Below are 16,501 nucleotides of genomic sequence, written 5' to 3'. Positions count from 1 at the left end.
AATACCAGCTAGAGTAAGCCCCTGTATGCGTCAGAATAAGATTGCGCGGTTTGCGCTTCGCGCGCTCGCCGCGATTGCGGTTCTTCATGTGGCCTTCATGCTGTTCACGTCGGTTTTGCTCTTCCGGTATCGGACGGCGAATCCCCGGACGACCGGCATCATGATCTATCGGAAGATCGCCTATAAGTGGCCTTCGAACGAAATGCGCTTCCTTCCTCTGGGCAAGATTCCGAAGAAAGTCCGCCAGATGGTTATCCGGGTGGAAGACGGAACCTTTTATTCCCATCACGGCATTATACCCTCAGCCCTGAAACACGCCTGGCTGGTTAATAAACAGCTTGAGAAGCCGGTCTACGGCGGCAGCACGATCACCATGCAAACCGCCCGAACCCTCTTTCTGGTGCCGGAAAAAAGCTATCTTAGAAAATATCTGGAAATGATTATCGCTCTGGAGATGGAGCTTATTCTCGACAAGGACCGGATTCTGGAGCTCTATCTCAATTACGCGGAGTGGGGAAAGGGCGTCTACGGCATCGAGGCCGCCTCGCGCCATCACTATCGCCGGGGCGTCGCCTCTCTGTCATCCGATCAGGCTGTCCGCCTGGTCACTCTTTTATCGTCGCCTATCAAATACGAACCCTATTCCCTGAATAAAAGCGCGATTTTGCGAAGCCGCTATCACTACCTTTCATCCCGGTTTCCGTAAGCGTTTTTCATTTCCGAGAATAAGGACCGCTCGCAGTCTCCGCTCAGTCTCCGTCTTGCAGACGCGGCGCGAGCTCCTTTGCCCAGGCGGCGATTCCTTCGTGGTTCACCAGATCCAGGGGGCTGTCCCTTTTTATCCCGAAGATGAATCGCATCGGCGCAGGGAGCGGCCCTTCGACGCGCCCGCCGAACACTGCCGTTTCCATCGCGTCCGTCGAATCGGCGAAGGGTTTCAGGATTTTTGCGATCGAGTTTTTCCAGAAGCTGCCGCCGGTAAGGTAAATATAGGAGAGGCAGAAAAGCACCGTCTTCTTTGTTTTAAGGATTTCGGCCCACTTCGACGCGAACTGCGCAGCCTGGGGAACCCACTGCATGCCGTTGACCGGACCCCCGATGATGCACGCGTCGTAATCGGCGGGCGAAAGATCATCGGAGACGGCCTTCGCCTCAGCGTTCAATCCCGCTTCTTTCAGGGTTTTTTCGATGAGTTGGGCCGTTTCCTTCGTTGAACCGGTTTTCGTGTAGTACGCAATCAGTACGGATTTCATAATGCCTCCAAAAAACTCGCTTGAAAAAGTATATCCCGAGTGAAGGGCTGATGCAAATCCTTTTACGATATGTTATCATGGGCGTATGTTCGTGAACCTGAAAGCCCGGTCATTTCTTCTCGAAAACACGGAAACCTTCGCTCAGCGAACCGTCGCGATAGCCTTTGAAGAAGACGGCTCTCTCGTCGTTGTCGACGGGGACTCATCCGATCCTGTCCTTATCGGCAGGGTTCAGATGGCGTGTTTTCCTACAGACGACGCTATTATTTCTAGCATTTCCGGCCTGCTGGGGTCTCCCCACGCGCTCATCCGCGTCCTGGATCAATCCCTCGAACTGGATTCTTCGGCTCTTTCAGGCCTTCACAAAATGCCGGTGGACATTTTCGACAACGTCTATCTCGACGAAGTAAAGAACGACGCTCTGATTCTCTGCGTCGACATCCGCAATTTCAGCAACTTTCTGCGCAACAACCGCGAGGACGAGGTCTTTCGTCTGATCAAGGACTTCACCTCCAACTTTCTCTCCTGCGTCAATCAATTCGCCTTCGGCTGTTCCTGGTACAAGCTGCTGGGAGACGGCGCCCTGGTGATTTGGGATTATACGACGCGCGAATCGGTCGCCGAGGCGCTGCAGGTGTTCGACACCTACACCGAATTCGTGAACGAGGAGCTGTTCAAGCCGTATCCGGGGCTCGGCCTCGGCGGCGCCCTTGTGGCGGAAAAAGTGTTCAAATACGAAATTTCGGCGGAAGCGAGCCAGCTCAAATACCGCGACTACGTCGGCTACGGAATAAACCTGTGCTGCCGCTTGCAGGGACTCGCCCAGGTCGACCGCCTTATATTGAACAGAAAACTCGCCTGTACAGGATTTTTACCCTACATCGCCGAGCGCTCGGAAGCCTTTCGCGCAGAACTCCGAATAATGAAGGGTTTGAAGCCTGAAGACTGCGAAGAGGTCTTGTATTACGACCCCTCCGCAGCCCCTTGATTCGCGTTCTGCATCAGTGTTTGCTTTCCGCCCAGCAACGTCCCTCCGTCGTTTTCGCGCAGCTTGAAGCCTTTCCCGCGTCAACGCATCGGTAGCAAATTTCGTTAATCTGCGGCTCGCCCTTTTTCCATCGCCTGACATTGTCGAGCGACACCCGCGCGATCTCTCCGAGTGCCTCCTCGGTGAGAAAGGCCTGGTGAGAGGTGAGCAGGACGTTGGGAAACTGGATCAGCCGCGCGAGAACATCGTCCCTGATCGGTTCCATCGATTTATCTTCGAAAAAGTACTGATCCTCCTCCTCGTACACATCGAGCCCCGCGCCGCGAATCTTTCCGTTCTTGAGCGCATCGACCAGGGCCTTCGTATCGATGAGTCCTCCGCGGCCTGTATTGATGACGATTGCGCTTTTTTTCATCAGCTTCAGGGTTTCCGCGTTGATCATGTATTTGTTCTCGGGCGTGAGCGGACAGTGGAGGCTGATGACGTCGGACTCCGCATAGAGTCTTTCCCGGCTGACGTATTCTCCTCCGATGGACTGCGCGAAGGCCTGGTCCGGATAGAGGTCGTCCAGCAGGATTTTCATGCCGAAGCCGTGAAGGATGGTCGCGAGAATCTTGCCGATTTTTCCGGTTCCGATAATGCCGGCGGTTTTTCCGTAGAGATCCCGGCCGACCAGTCCGGTGAGCGTGAAGTTGCCGTCCCGTGTCCTGTTGTACGCGGTGTGGATGCGTCTGTTCAGGGTTTGCAACAGGGCCGCCGCATGTTCGGCCACCGCGTGCGGAGAATAGGCCGGAACGCGCACGACATGGATTTTCCCCCACACCGCCTGCAGATCCACATTGTTGTATCCCGCGCAGCGGAGGGCTATCAGTTTTACGCCTCCTGCGGACAGGGCTTCTATTGTTTTAGCGTCCAGCTTGTCGTTAACGAAGGCGCACACGACTTCGTGGCCCTTCGCGAGGGCCGCTGTGGCGGGATTCAGCTTGCTCTCGAAGAAGCTGAACTCGAAGCGCATATCCGAAAATTCCTCCTGACGGGCTCCCGCCTCGAAGTAGTTCCGGTCATATGGTTTAGTATCGAAAAAAGCGATACGCACGTGGTCTTTCATGGATTCCTCCTGAATGAAATATACTACAATCGGTTTAGTAGGAAAATAGGATTCGTTAAAAAAAAGACGATATATCGCGAATTAATCATACCCTGTTGTTTTTGCAACGACGGTGTGGAGATTCTGGAAAAAAAATGGATTTTACTGTTTTTTTCAGGAAGCCTGTCGTATTATCTTAGCTAGACATCGACTCTCTCTGAATCGCAGTATCGGCTTCCAAAGAAACCAGATGGTTTGAAAGTATCCTTTGCATCGTGTCCAGGAGGGGTGTATGAACAACATGTCCGAGGTGGTCGTCTGGACTGAGGAGTACATGGCTTTGGTGAACGCGGAGTTCAGCCATTTGCTCCCTGTGCAAAGACGGATTCTCGAGCGGTCGCGGGAATTGATCATGAACAACGCGGCGGCTCATCTTGCAGAGGTAGCACCGCTGGAGTTCATCAGCATGCTTCCCGAAAGCGACCGGTATTTCTTTCCGATTCTTGAGCCCTGGTGGGCTCACCTGATTTAGCGGAACCCCTGTCCGGTTTATTCCGGACAGGGGCTTTTTTTTTACACCGATAATTACGTGCTCGCAGAGACGGTCTGCTGCAGTCAGACCACAGCTACTAAAGCACAGGAAAAAAATATTGTCAACATTGTCTAACATAAGTGAAAAAAAGAGAGGATATCAGCGTTTTTTGTAAATTTAGGTTTACCGAGGGCGGAAAAGAGTAGTAATATCACTGGTTGAATAAAAACAAGGAGAGTTCTGTATGACTAAGAGACTTTTGACTCTTGCGGCTGTTTTAGCTGCCGCTTCCATGGTCTTCGCAGGCGGCACTCAGGAAGCCGGCAAGACTACCGCAAAGGCCGGTGGTTTCCACATTGGCGTGGTGACCGGAACGGTTTCGCAATCCGAAGACGATCTTCGCGGAGCGGAAGAACTGATCAAACGCTACGGCGCGGTTAAGACCGGCGGCATGATCCAGCACATCACCTATCCCGACGACTTCATGTCCCAGCAGGAGACCACCATCTCCCAGATCGTCGCCCTTGCCGACGACCCCGCCATGAAAGCCATCGTCGTGAACCAGGCTGTTCCCGGAACAGCGGAAGCGTTCAAGCGCGTAAAGGCGAAAAGACCGGACATTCTGTGCTTCGCAGGCGAAGCCCACGAAGATCCCCTCGTCATCCAGTCGTCAGCCGATCTCGCGATCAACGCTGACTTCATTTCCCGCGGATACACTATCATTTGGGCGGCCAAGCAGATGGGAGCGAAGAACTTCGTTCACATTTCCTTCCCCCGCCATATGTCCTATGAATCCCTGGGACTCCGCCGCCAGATCATGGAAGCCGCTTGTAAGGACCTCGGGCTTAATTTCGTATTCGAAACAGCTCCCGACCCCACCAGCGACGTCGGCGTCGCGGGCGCCCAGCAGTTCATCCTCGAGAAGGTTCCCCAGTGGATCCAGAAGTACGGAAAGGAAACCGCATTTTTCTGCACCAACGACGCCCACACCGAGCCCCTGCTGAAGCAGATCGCGGCCTTCGGCGGAATGTTCGTGGAAGCCGATCTTCCTTCTCCCCTCATGGGATATCCGGGAGCTTTCGGAATCGACCTCTCTGCGGAAGCGGGAAATTTCCCCGCCATCCTCAAGAAGGTTGAATCCACCGTCGTCGCGAAAGCCGGCGCCGGCAAGTTCGGAACCTGGGCCTTCTCCTACGGATTCACCGTCACCGCCGGACTCGGCGAGTACGCGAAGAGAATCGTCGAGGGAACCGCGACCAAGGGAAGCATGAGCGACCTCTACAAATCGCTGGGCGAATACACCCCCGGCGCCAAGTGGAACGGCGGAAGCTATATCGACGCGAACACCGGCGTGCGCGCGAAGAACCACACACTCGTGTACATGGATACGTACATTTTCGGACAGGGCTATCTGCCCACGACTTCTCTCGAAGTCCCCGAGAAGTACTACAACATCAAGTTCTCCAAATAAACACCTTTTTTTGAAGGGTTGATCATGATACCCCGGCCGCTTCATGCAGCCGGGGTTTTCAAGTCCTCTCCGGTTCCTCGCGGAGCCGGAAGGCCGATCGGCTTTTCCACAGCAGGAAGCTATGTCTAATGAAACACCACTATTGCGCCTTGAAGGCGTAACCAAAGACTTCTCCGGAACCGTTGTCCTTGAGAACGTCAGCTTTGATCTGGCCGCGGGCGAAATCCTCGGGCTGGTCGGCGAAAACGGGGCGGGAAAAACCACCCTCATGAGCATCCTTTTCGGCATGCCGGTGATCCGCGAAACGGGCGGTTACGGCGGAAAAATTCTTGTGGACGGAAAGGAAGTCTCCTTTTCCAGTCCCTTCGACGCTCTCGACGCGGGTATCGGAATGGTTCACCAGGAGTTTTCTCTCATTCCCGGATTCACCGCCGTTGAAAACATCATGCTTAACCGGGAGATATCGAAACCCGGCATCATCTCAGACGTCTTCGGACCGCGCATGCGGACCCTGGACAGAAAAACCATGAAGGACCGGGCTCAGTCGGCCATCTCCCGCCTTGGAATCGAAATCGATCCCGAGATGAAGATTTCCGAAATGCCCATCGGACATAAACAGTTTACTGAAATCGCGCGAGAAATCGACCGCGAACGCGTGCGCATTCTGGTTCTCGACGAGCCCACCGCGGTTTTAACCGAATCGGAAGCGGAAATCCTTCTGGCGGCTGTAAAAAAGCTCGCGCAGACAGGCATCGCGGTTATTTTTATTTCCCATCGGCTCCACGAAATCGTGAATATCTGCGACCGCGTGCTGACTCTGCGCGACGGAAAATCCGTCCGCGACATTCCCGCCTCGCAGACCACCATCGAGGACATCGCCGTTTCCATGGTCGGCCGCGAAGTGAATACCGCCGCTCGCCGGGAAGCGGGCCGCTCGTTCGGCGAGCCGATTCTGTCGGTCGACCGCTTGTGGGTGGACATGCCCGGAGAAATCGTCCGGAACGCTTCCTTCGAAGTGCGCCAGGGAGAAATATTCGGCATCGGCGGTTTGGCTGGCCAGGGCAAGATCGGCATCCCCAACGGGATCATGAGCCTCTATCCCGCCGGCGGTTCCGTGATGTTCAAGGGCAAGCCCCTTCCTCTCGGGAATCCGCGCGTTCCGCTCCTGGAAGGCCTTGCCTTCGTATCGGAAGATAGGCGCGGGGTCGGTCTCCTGCTGGATGAAACCCTTGAGTGGAATATCGCCTTCACCGCGATGCAGACTCAAGGCAGATTTCTGAAATCCTGGCTCGGCGGCCTCTTTACCCAGAGAGACGAGAAGGCAATGAAGGAACTCGCCGACGAATACATCAAAATGCTGGAGATCAAGTGCACCGGCTCATTCCAGGCGGCCAAGGAGCTGTCCGGAGGAAACCAGCAGAAGGTGTGCCTCGCAAAGGCGTTCTGCCTCGGGCCGGATCTTCTGTTCGTTTCGGAGCCAACCCGCGGAATCGACATCGGCGCGAAGTCTATCGTTCTCGACGTGCTTCGCCGGGTGAACAGGGACCAGGGAACCACCATCGTGATGGTATCCAGCGAGCTTGAAGAGCTCCGCTCCATCTGCGACCGCGTCGCCATCGTTTCCAACGGCGAAATCGCGGGCATCCTCGATCCCGAGTCGAGCCAGGCAGATTTCGCCCTGTACATGGCCGGCATCCGCCATGAACAGTCCGGGAAGGAAAACCCCGGAAACACCGCTTTGGAGGGTCGAACCCCATGACAGACGTACGTACGCGCATCCGCGCCGCTCTCGCCGACTTCGGCTGGCCGCGCATCATCATCGGCTTGTTTCTGGTCGCCCTGTTCATTCTCGCGCCCTTTGTGCGGGTGAGCATCGCGGCCTCGCTTTCGGACATCATGAACCGCTTCGGCATGAACGCCCTGCTGGTTCTGGCCATGGTTCCCATGATCCAGTCCGGCTGCGGGCTTAACTTCGGGCTTTCGCTCGGCGTCATCGCAGGTCTTCTCGGCTCGACCATGGCTGTCCAGTTCGGTCTTACCGGCTGGATCGGGATCTTCGGCGCCATGGGCCTTTCCATTCCCTTCGCCATCGTTCTCGGCTGGCTCTATAGCCAGCTGTTGAACCGGGTCAAGGGCGAGGAAATGACGATCGCCATGTACGTCGGCTTCGCAGCCGTCATGTTCATGTCCATCATGTGGCTGGTTCTGCCGTACACCAATAAGAACATGGTGTGGGGATACGAAGGGAAGGGCTTGCGCACCACCATCACCCTCGACGGGTATTGGAACCGCCAGCTCAGCGATTTCCTCGCGATCCGCATCGGCGAGAATTTCGTGTTTCCGACCGGCTCCATCCTCTTTGTGGCCTTCGCCTGCCTTATGATGTGGCTTTTCCTGAGAAGCCGCACGGGAACGGCGATGACGGCCGTCGGCTCGAACCCCGAATTCGCCCGCTCCAGCGGCATCAACATCAACCGCATGCGCACAGTGAGCGTCATTCTTTCCACAGTGTTCGGAGCTCTCGGAATTCTGCTGTATCAGCAGAGCTTCGGCTTCATCCAGCTCTACAGCGCTCCGTTGTACATGGCGTTTCCCGCCGTGGCCGCGGTGCTGATCGGCGGCGCGTCGATCAATAAGGCGACGATACTGCAGGTCGTGCTGGGAACGATCCTTTTCCAGGGAATTCTCACCATGACCCCGTCGGTCATCAACAGCCTCCTGCAGACGGACATGTCCGAGGTTATCCGCATAGTTCTTTCCAACGGAATGATTCTGTACGCGCTGACCCGCAAATCGAAGGTGACCCGATGAAACACAAATTCGTATTAAAAACCTTTATCGCGGACAATCTGGTGGCGGTCATCTTCCTGATGCTCACCATCGTATCGATTCCGCTTTCAGGACTTTCGGCGGCGCATATAGTCGACGACATCCTCACCCGCATCGGCCGGAACGCCTTTCTCGTGTTTTCCCTGATCCTTCCGATCATGGCGGGCATGGGAATCAACTTCGGCATGGTGCTCGGCGCGATGGCCGGCCAGATCGGATTGATATTCGCGATGGACTGGGGGATCGCCGGAATGCAGGGCCTCGGCTTCGCCGCCCTTCTCGGCCTTCCCATATCGGTGTTTCTCGGATGGATCGCCGGAACCGTGCTTAACAAGGCGCGCGGCCGCGAAATGGTGACGAGCTACATTCTGGGATTCTTTTTCAACGGAATCTACCAGTTCGTCGTGCTCTATCTTTTCGGATCGATGATTCCCCTGCACAACAAGGCGATCGCCCTGTCCCGCGGCTTCGGCGTGAGAAATACGCTGAATCTTGAATCGGTGCGCCAGGTGCTCGACGACGCGTGGATGATCAGGATCGGGGTGTTCAATCTGCCGATGCTTTCGTACGCGATCATCGCGCTGCTGTGCCTGTTCATCGTGTGGTTCAGGAAGACCAAGCTCGGCCAGGACATGCGGGCGGTCGGACAGCATCAGAGCGTTTCGCACTCCGCCGGCATTCCGGTAGAGAAGACGAGGATTCTGTCAATCGTTATTTCGACCGTGTTAGCCTGCTTCGGACAGATCATTTTTCTGCAGAATATGGGAAACATGAACACCTATAACGCCCACGACCAGACCGGATTTTTCGCTGCGGCGGCGATTCTCGTCGGCGGAGCGACGCTCTCCAAGGCGACGATCCCGAACGTGTTCGCGGGAGTTCTGCTTCTGCATCTGATGTACATCGTCGTTCCGATGGCCGGCCAGAACCTCTTCGGTTCGGCGAACATCGGCGAGTACTTCAGGCAGTTTATCGGGTACGGCGTTATCGCCCTGGCGCTGGTCATCCACGCCTGGAGAACCCGGCGCGACGCGGAAAAGGCGAGAGCCCTGCTCCGCACCGACACGGACGGGGAGGCACTGTAATGGACGCGAAAATCAAGAAAATCGGCGGACGCGCTGTTCTCGCTTTTGTATATGTCGCCTTGCTCGTCGTATTTTTCCTTACCGGAAGAACGCATACGATACTCATCGACAACAAGGCAGATCCGGACGGAGCCTGGCAGGCCGTCCGGGGCATGACCGTTTCGGTTAACGGAAGAGAACCGGTCGAGTATCTTCGGGGAGACCGCGACAGGGAACTCGTGAAGGGGCAGAAGTTCTCTATTCGCATCGAGTTCTTCGACGGACGGGATCCCTTCGAAGCGACGCTCAAAGTTCCGCTTTCCGTGGACACCCTGCTGTTATCCGTGCCGAAGCTCATCGACGGGATCGAGCCCGCGATGGAAAAGTTCGACATTTACGGAGCGAATCGGGCAACCACGGCAGCCGGCGAGAACGAACGCTTCGGCCAGCCGGAAACCGATGCCGCGGACGAGCTCCCGGTTATCGGGTTCTAACAAAACGAGACAGAGGGTATAAAAAAGGCTGTTCAGCGGGAAATCCGCCGGACAGCCTTTTTTTTGCGTTTCCGGTCCGCCGGCGTGCGACGGAAGCGCCTGGGTGAATAAATTACGATCCGCTATTGCGCCTGGAAGAACTCGCGTCCCGCTTTCCGCGCCTGTTCGAGGTGCGCGTCCCGGAGAGACTCCCTCGATTCCAGTTCGCGCGAGGTGCCTCCGAACACGATGAAGCCGGATGTTTCGGCGCGGTCGTTGATGCGGTCGTCGAGCCAGATTTTCCCGAGAGCTTCTGTCTTGCCCGTTTCCTCAAGCACTGAAAGCGGATTTCCCGCGGAACAGAGATACAGCGCCCGTTTGAGCGTCTTCATCCCGCGCCTTCCGGCATTCGGTTGCGCCGCGGATTGTTTCGTTCCCGGCAAGGGAGACGAGCCGTAGGCGAATCCCCAGGTCCACACCCGGTCGAACCAGCCTTTGAGGAGGGCGGGAACGTCGGTCCAGAAAAGGGGGAAAACGAAGGCGAGCCCGTCGGAGCGGTTGATCGCCTCCTGCTGGAGCGCGACGTCGGGAGGGACGGAAAGCGATCCGTCGTACCAGGCTTCCCGGCGGTATTCGGCCTCTGAGAGCAGGGGGTTGAATCCGGACCGGTAGAGGTCGCAGACGTCCGCCTCGTGGCCTGCTTCGGCGAGCCCTTCGATGAAGGAGTCGAGCAGCTCCCGGGTGAGGCTGTCGTCCGAGGGATGGCAGTAGATGATTCGTACGGTCATGATTTTTCCACTATACCGGTTCGCTGTCAGAATGTTAATTCCGCAGCTATCCCGAGGGCTCCCCGAACGGAAAAAACGTCGTTTTCGAATCCTTCGTCGGTAAATTCATTGAAGAGGAAGAGTTCCGGAGACACGTTTATTCCGAACTGCAGGCGTTCTCCGCGGAATATCTTTATTCCTGCGGGAATGCCGAGAACCGTCCCTGATACGCCGTCTCCGGTAAAGGTTTCGCCGCCGTCTGTTACCGGGTTTTCATACTCCCATCCCATAACGAAGCCGCCTCCTGAGAAGCCGAGCCACGGCGACAGCCACTTCCTCTCCGGCAGGGGGAACCAGCGGAATTCCGCCCCGAGGGAGAGAAACCCCATGTTTCCCTTGAGCGATTCGTCGAGCTTTGTTCCCGTTTCGGGCGAGACGGCGGAGAGGCCGAGGAACCCCAGGAATTCCATTGATTCGGCTTTGATGCCGCCGAGTAGCTGCCAGGTTGTTCCTGCTCCCGTTTCTCCTGAGGATAGCGGGCTCGCTCCTCCGCGGAAGCCGAACGAAAGGGTCGCGTTTTCGGCATCCAGAAGCGGTTCCGCCTCGTCCGCGCGAGGTTCGGGAGGTCGAGTGTTTTTGTCCTCCGGAAACTCGTTTCCGCGGTCCGTGTTGGGTTTGTATCGCGGCGGATCGCGCCTGCGCGGCGAGTCGGGGCTCGTGTTGTCAGGTTCATCCCCGCGGGCCTGCGCCATGGCGTCCGATAGCGGCCCCCTGGATTCAGCGGGCACTGTGGAGCAGGACGAGAAGAGGGCCAGTCCCGCGATGAGGATGATCGTTATGATGATTTGCAAGCGTTTCATTTTACAGTGTAACAGCGGAAGGCGTGGAAAGGTTTCAGCGGAATCTCTGCAGGCCGGCGGGGAATGAAGATTTCTCCCCTGCTCAGGTTGTCGAACGCGGGGGCTCCGCGCAGGGCCCGTTCGCCTTGCGTCCCGTTGCCTGCCTCAGTCCTGGTCGAAATAAATCGAGGCTCCGCCTTCGATGGTGTCGCGGATCGAGCTGGTGAAGCAGTCGACGGCGGCGGCGAGATCGCGGCGGCGGATGCAGTCGAAGAGGTCCGCGGTGTTTTTGTGGAGGCGGGCGACTCCGTGGAGGCGGAGGTAGCGTTCCCACAGGGAGATGACCGGCTCGCGGAAGGAGTAGAAGATGAGGGGGAGGAGGGTGTTGCCGGAGAGTACGCAGAGTTCGTGGTGGAATTCGAAGACGAAGCCGGCGGCGCGTTCGGGATCGTCCTCGGAGGCGCCGAAGCTGTCGCAGAGGGTTCCGAGGCGCTGGACGTCGTCTTGGGTCAGACGGGGGATCGCGAGCTCCATGGCGAGGTTTTCCATTACGAGGCGGAGTTCCAGAAGGGAGCGGATTTCCGATTTGCGCAGAACGCCGCCGTTGTAGCGCATGATGGAAAGAAGGGTGTCGATGGTGCCGCGGCGGCGGAAGTCCGCAACGTAGACTCCGGCGCGCGGGCGGATTTCCACGAAGCCCTTGGCGGCCATTTCGCTTAAGCCCGCGTTCACGACCGCCCGGCTGACCTGCATGCTGGAGGCGAGTTCCCGTTCGCTCGGCAGTTTTACGCCGACGGCGAGCTTGCCGGAAAGTATCATGTGCTCAAGTTCGCGTACGAACAGCTCCTTGAGGCTCGGCGCGTTGAGTTTCGGAAAGTCCATAGCGGGTCCTTTTTGTGCGTTAAGCGCGCGTTCGGGGAGTCGGCCTTTTTGCAGCCGTTCTCCATGCGCTGATACTGGTATGACCAGGTACCAGAAGTATAATACCAGAAATTTGACTTTGTAAATAGTTATATAACATGATTTTACGTATATATCGTGCAATTTTTATTGACATGCCAGAATACCTGGTATATCGTGGGATCAGGCTAGTTTCCGATTTTTCAATAAGCACGGAGGTCTCATGGACGCGTTCCGCGTAATCGAGATTAAAAAGAGCGTCTGGGAGGGGAACGACCGCAACGCGGCGATTCTCCGCTCGGAACTGGAAGAGAAGGGAGTGTTTCTCCTGAATCTCATGTCTTCTCCCGGTTCGGGCAAGACGACGACCCTGGTGCGCACCATCGAGGCCCTTGAAGGCTCGGTCGCGCTCGGCGTGATGGAGGCCGATATCGACTCCGATGTGGACGCGGCCACCGTTTCCAGGGCGGGCGCCCGCGTAGTCCAGCTTCATACCGGGGGCATGTGCCATCTGGACGCGGAAATGACGCGTCAGGGGCTGGACGCCCTTGCTTCAGGAGCGCCCGGAACCGCCGGCGGCACCGCGGAAGGCGACCGTTTTGCCGGCCTTGCGGGGATCGATTGCGTGGTGCTCGAGAACATCGGGAACCTGATCTGCACCGCGGACTACGACACCGGAGCCGCGCGCAACGTCATGATCCTGAGCGTGCCGGAAGGCGACGACAAGCCCCTGAAGTATCCGAATATTTTTAAAGTGTGCGACGTCCTGCTGGTGAACAAGATAGACGTCGCGCCGCATTTCGATTTTTCCTTGTCCGCGCTCGAGGAGCGGGTGAAGGCGCTGAATCCCGATATCCGGATTATTCCGGTGTCCGCGAAGACCGGCGAGGGAATCCCCGAATGGGCCGAATGGCTTAAAACTGAAATTTCCGAATGGAGGAAGAACATATGATGAGCGAAGCAGAACTGAAATCCGTTGAACAGGCCGCGGCGGCTGGAGCCGGCGAGAAAAAAGCGGCGCCCGTGAAGGAGCGCGTTCTCGATCTGGCGAACCACATCAACCGCTCCAAGCGCGGAACGAAGGGCGAAATTCTCGGAACGGATCCGGAATACCGCATTCTCGAGCCGGTAGTGACCGAGGAAATGGCCGAAATCGGGCTCTGCCTCGCGCTCAGGACTCCCCGCAGCGCCGAGGAAGCGGCCGCGCTCTGCGGCATGCCGGCCGACCGGGCAGCTGAACTCCTGTGGGAGCTCGCCCTGGCGGGCGTCTGCTTTATAAACAAGATCGACGGAGTGGACAAATTCTGGCTGGACACCTGGGTTCCCGGCGTCATGGAAATGATGACCAACAACAAGGAGAACGTCCGCAAGTATCCCCAGATTGCCGAATCCTTCGAAGCCTACGGCCGCGTGCGCGGACCGAAAACCGCCGGTTTGTTTCCGGTCGGAGTCGGCCTCATGCGGGTCATTCCGATAGAAAAATCCATCATGGGCGAAACCCGCCGCGCTTCCTACGAAGAAATTTCAAAGTACCTGAACGAGAATACCCTCTTTTCAGTTTCGGACTGCTCCTGCCGCACCGCCCGGGAATCCATGGGCGAGGGCTGCGGCCACCTCAAAGAGGATATGTGCATCCAGATGGGACACGCGGCGGAATACTACATCCGCACCGGCCGAGGCCGCGAGGTGACCAAGGAAGAGGCCTTCGAAATCATCAAAAGGGCCGAGGAAAACGGCCTCATGCACCAGATTCCTAATACCGACGGTCCCGGGAAAACGCACGCCATCTGCAACTGCTGCGGCTGTTCCTGCCTCTCCCTGCGCACCGCGTCCATGTTCAAGAACAACGACATGGTCCGCTCGAACTATGTTTCCAAAGTGGATCCTGAAAAATGCGTAGCCTGCGGCGAATGCGTGGAAGTCTGCCCGGTCGGAGCGCTCAAGCTCGGCCGGAAGCTCTGCAACGACAAGCCCCTGAAGGCGCCCAAATATGAGACTCCGCGCGACACCAAGTGGACGAGCGACAAGTGGAATCCCGAATACCGGACGAACCGGCAGGTAGTCGCCGACGGGGGCTCCGCTCCCTGCAAGGCCGGCTGCCCCGCGCACATCGCGGTCCAGGGATACATAAAGAAAGCCTCCCAGGGGAAATACCGGGAAGCGCTCGAGCTGATCAAGCGCGAGAATCCCTTCCCCGCTATCTGCGGCCGAATCTGCCCGAGAAAATGCGAAAGCGAATGCACCCGCAACTCAATCGACGAGCCCCTCGCGGTCGACGAGATAAAAAAATTCGTCGCGGAGCAGGATTTGAACGCGGAGCACCGTTTCGTTCCGGAGAAGAGGCATAGCTACGGAAACAAGATCGCCGTAGTCGGCGCCGGACCCGCGGGACTCGCCTGCGCATACTATCTCGCCCTCGACGGCTACCGGGTTACCGTATTCGAAAAAGAACAGCTCGCCGGCGGTATGCTAACCCTCGGCATCCCCGAATTCCGCCTGGGAAAAGAGGTCGTGAACGCGGAAATCGAGATTCTCAAGGAGCTCGGAGTTGAAATTCGCACCGGAGTCGAAGTAGGGAAGGACGTTACCATCCCCGGTCTCCGCTCCGAAGGCTACGAAGCCTTTTATCTCGCGATCGGCGCCCAGAGCGGCCGAAAGCTCAATATTCCCGGCGAGGACGCCGCCGGAGTCATGACCGGCGTGGACTTCCTCCGAAGCGTGAATCTCTCCGGTTCGGGCAAATCCTCCGCACCCTCACTTTCCGGCGATACGGTCGTGATCGGCGGCGGAAACGTCGCGATCGACGTATCCCGCGTAGCGATGCGCTCGGGCGCCGCTTCCGTGAAGCAGTTCTGCCTTGAAAGCCGAACCGAAATGCCCGCGCTCGAGGAAGAAATCGAGGAAGCGCTTTCAGAAGGCATCGAGATCTGCAACTCCTGGGGTCCGGTAAGGATTCTGACCGAAAACGGCAGGACTACCGGAGTGGAATTCAAGAAGTGTCTTTCGGTCTTCGACGAAAACCGCCGCTTCAGCCCGAAGTTCGACGATTCCGTTACCATGACGGTTCCGGCGAGCAATGTTCTGGTAACCGTCGGTCAGGGAATCGACTGGGGCACCATGCTCGAGGGGACGAAGGTCGAGCTCAATCCCAACCGGACGGTGAAAGCCGATCCGACGACCTTCCAAACTGCGGAACCCGATATTTTCGCCGGCGGAGACGCCTGTTCCGGACCGAAGTTCGCGATCGACGCTATCGCGCAGGGCAAGGAAGGATCCATTTCCATCCACCGCTTCGTACATCGCGGCCAGAGCCTCGTCATCGGACGCATCAAGCGCGATTACAAGGCCTTCGACCGCGACAGCCTCGATCTCGACAGCTACGACCGCCTTCCCCGCCAGAAAACCGGCCATGTGGACGGGGATCTCGGCAAGGCGACCTTCCGCGACCTCCGCGGCACCTTCACCGAGGAGCAGGTGAAAAAAGAAACCGAACGATGCCTGTCCTGCGGCGCTACCGTAGTCGACGAATACATGTGCATCGGTTGCGGAGCTTGCACCCAGAAGTGCAAGTTCGACGCGATCAGCCTGACCCGCGTATACGACGGGGCGGGCCTCGAGCTCAGAGAGATCCGCCCGGCGGTAAAGAAGCATGCGGTCAAGCGAGCCCTGAAACTCGTCGCCCTAAAGCCTTTCAAGGCCGCGGCGACATTCTTCGTTCCTTCGGAGAAAAACGCGCCCCGTCCGGACGGCAAGGCCTAAGGCGGTAGAGAATCGATGCATGAACTCGGCGTTGTCATAGAAGTAGTGAAAACAGTTGAGGATTTCGCGCGGGAGAATTCTCTCATGCGGATCGATACCCTGGTTCTCCAGATCGGCGAGCTGTCTTCCATGATTCCCCGATTCATCGAAGAATGCTATCCTGCGGCAGTCGACGGAACCCTCCTTGCGGACACCAAGCTCCGCATCGAGGTGCTCCCGGCGAACGGCCGCTGCACCGCGTGCGGAAAGGTGTTCCATCCGCCGACTGACGGCGAATCCTGCCCTGCCTGCGGGGATACGCGCTTCGAACTGCTGGGCGGGCGGGAATTCATGATCAAGGAAGTGATCGCGTATTGAACACGCATACGCCCCGGATCTTGAACGTTCCGGGGCGTTTTCTTGCTCCGAATCCCCGACGGTGCTATACTGGACGCCGGAGGCTCCGCTTGAAGCACCGCTTTATCCGATCGGCCGCGGCCGCATGTTTTTCCCCCTGTATGTTTTGCTGTATTCTTGTCTCCCTTTTTGCGTCCTGTTCC

16 protein-coding genes are annotated in these 16,501 nt (G+C 57.4%); 11 read left to right on the top strand and 5 right to left on the bottom strand.

Going from position 1 to position 16,501, the window contains the following annotated elements; genetic code table 11:
• Positions 1 to 25: 25 nt before the first annotated feature.
• Positions 26 to 706: a transglycosylase domain-containing protein gene (locus K7J14_RS10355; protein ID WP_230755919.1), complete on the top strand. Its 681-nt coding sequence runs from the start codon at positions 26 to 28 to the stop codon at positions 704 to 706.
• 43 nt (positions 707 to 749) lie between these two features.
• Here the strand turns inward: K7J14_RS10355 and K7J14_RS10350 are convergent, their stop codons facing one another.
• Positions 750 to 1,253, bottom strand: coding sequence for a flavodoxin domain-containing protein (locus tag K7J14_RS10350; RefSeq protein WP_230755917.1), 504 nt, complete (start codon positions 1,251 to 1,253; stop codon positions 750 to 752).
• A gap of 85 nt (positions 1,254 to 1,338) precedes the next feature.
• Between K7J14_RS10350 and K7J14_RS10345 the strand changes: the two genes are divergently transcribed.
• Positions 1,339 to 2,241 carry a hypothetical protein gene (locus K7J14_RS10345; RefSeq protein WP_230755915.1) on the top strand — a complete coding sequence of 301 codons (903 nt, stop codon included), beginning with the start codon at positions 1,339 to 1,341 and terminating at the stop codon, positions 2,239 to 2,241.
• Between the two features lie 13 nt (positions 2,242 to 2,254).
• Here the strand turns inward: K7J14_RS10345 and K7J14_RS10340 are convergent, their stop codons facing one another.
• Positions 2,255 to 3,349 (bottom strand): 2-hydroxyacid dehydrogenase, encoded by a 1,095-nt coding sequence (locus tag K7J14_RS10340; RefSeq protein WP_269062451.1) that lies wholly within the window; start codon positions 3,347 to 3,349, stop codon positions 2,255 to 2,257.
• Positions 3,350 to 3,620: 271 nt separating this feature from the next.
• Between K7J14_RS10340 and K7J14_RS10335 the strand changes: the two genes are divergently transcribed.
• The 6 genes from K7J14_RS10335 (at position 3,621) to K7J14_RS10310 (ending at position 9,718) form a co-directional block, all read left to right on the top strand.
• Positions 3,621 to 3,860, top strand: a complete 240-nt coding sequence (locus K7J14_RS10335; RefSeq protein ID WP_230755913.1) for a hypothetical protein — start codon at positions 3,621 to 3,623, stop codon at positions 3,858 to 3,860.
• Between the two features lie 244 nt (positions 3,861 to 4,104).
• Entirely contained in the window at positions 4,105 to 5,331 is a 1,227-nt protein-coding gene (locus K7J14_RS10330) for a DUF3798 domain-containing protein (RefSeq protein ID WP_408033985.1), read from the top strand.
• Between the two features lie 121 nt (positions 5,332 to 5,452).
• Positions 5,453 to 7,090, top strand: coding sequence for a sugar ABC transporter ATP-binding protein (locus K7J14_RS10325; RefSeq protein WP_230755911.1), 1,638 nt, complete (start codon positions 5,453 to 5,455; stop codon positions 7,088 to 7,090).
• A complete protein-coding gene (locus K7J14_RS10320) occupies positions 7,087 to 8,142 on the top strand; it encodes an ABC transporter permease subunit (protein WP_230755909.1) in 1,056 nt (351 codons plus the stop codon). The genes K7J14_RS10325 and K7J14_RS10320 overlap by 4 nt, the downstream gene beginning before the upstream one ends.
• Positions 8,139 to 9,245: an ABC transporter permease subunit gene (locus K7J14_RS10315; protein WP_230755907.1), complete on the top strand. Its 1,107-nt coding sequence runs from the start codon at positions 8,139 to 8,141 to the stop codon at positions 9,243 to 9,245. The genes K7J14_RS10320 and K7J14_RS10315 overlap by 4 nt, the downstream gene beginning before the upstream one ends.
• The gene (locus K7J14_RS10310) at positions 9,245 to 9,718 is read left to right on the top strand and encodes a DUF6672 family protein (RefSeq protein ID WP_230755905.1); all 474 of its coding nucleotides are present in this window, start codon (positions 9,245 to 9,247) and stop codon (positions 9,716 to 9,718) included. Before K7J14_RS10315 ends, K7J14_RS10310 begins: the two co-directional genes overlap by 1 nt.
• Before the next feature lie 122 nt (positions 9,719 to 9,840).
• Here the strand turns inward: K7J14_RS10310 and K7J14_RS10305 are convergent, their stop codons facing one another.
• The 3 genes from K7J14_RS10305 to K7J14_RS10295 form a co-directional block, all read right to left on the bottom strand.
• A complete protein-coding gene (locus tag K7J14_RS10305; RefSeq protein ID WP_230755903.1) occupies positions 9,841 to 10,485 on the bottom strand; it encodes an NAD(P)H-dependent oxidoreductase in 645 nt (214 codons plus the stop codon).
• Positions 10,486 to 10,511: 26 nt separating this feature from the next.
• Positions 10,512 to 11,324, bottom strand: coding sequence for a hypothetical protein (locus K7J14_RS10300; protein ID WP_230755901.1), 813 nt, complete (start codon positions 11,322 to 11,324; stop codon positions 10,512 to 10,514).
• Between the two features lie 144 nt (positions 11,325 to 11,468).
• Positions 11,469 to 12,185, bottom strand: coding sequence for a FadR/GntR family transcriptional regulator (locus K7J14_RS10295; RefSeq protein ID WP_230755899.1), 717 nt, complete (start codon positions 12,183 to 12,185; stop codon positions 11,469 to 11,471).
• A 241-nt stretch (positions 12,186 to 12,426) separates the two neighbouring features.
• Between K7J14_RS10295 and hypB the strand changes: the two genes are divergently transcribed.
• From hypB to K7J14_RS10280, 3 genes are read left to right on the top strand one after another with little or no spacing between them, the layout of a single operon-like run.
• On the top strand, positions 12,427 to 13,155 hold the full coding sequence (gene hypB / locus K7J14_RS10290) for a hydrogenase nickel incorporation protein HypB (protein ID WP_230755897.1): 729 nt from the start codon (positions 12,427 to 12,429) through the stop codon (positions 13,153 to 13,155).
• Entirely contained in the window at positions 13,152 to 15,962 is a 2,811-nt protein-coding gene (locus K7J14_RS10285) for an FAD-dependent oxidoreductase (protein WP_230755895.1), read from the top strand. Before hypB ends, K7J14_RS10285 begins: the two co-directional genes overlap by 4 nt.
• A 15-nt stretch (positions 15,963 to 15,977) precedes the next feature.
• Positions 15,978 to 16,319, top strand: coding sequence for a hydrogenase maturation nickel metallochaperone HypA/HybF (locus tag K7J14_RS10280; RefSeq protein WP_230755894.1), 342 nt, complete (start codon positions 15,978 to 15,980; stop codon positions 16,317 to 16,319).
• The last annotated feature ends 182 nt before the right edge of the window (positions 16,320 to 16,501 follow it).

This window comes from Teretinema zuelzerae (assembly GCF_021021555.1).
GTDB lineage: Bacteria > Spirochaetota > Spirochaetia > Treponematales > Treponemataceae > Teretinema > Teretinema zuelzerae.
The sequence above is the reverse complement of the archived record's forward strand: the minus strand, read 5'-3'. Positions and strand labels throughout refer to the sequence as shown.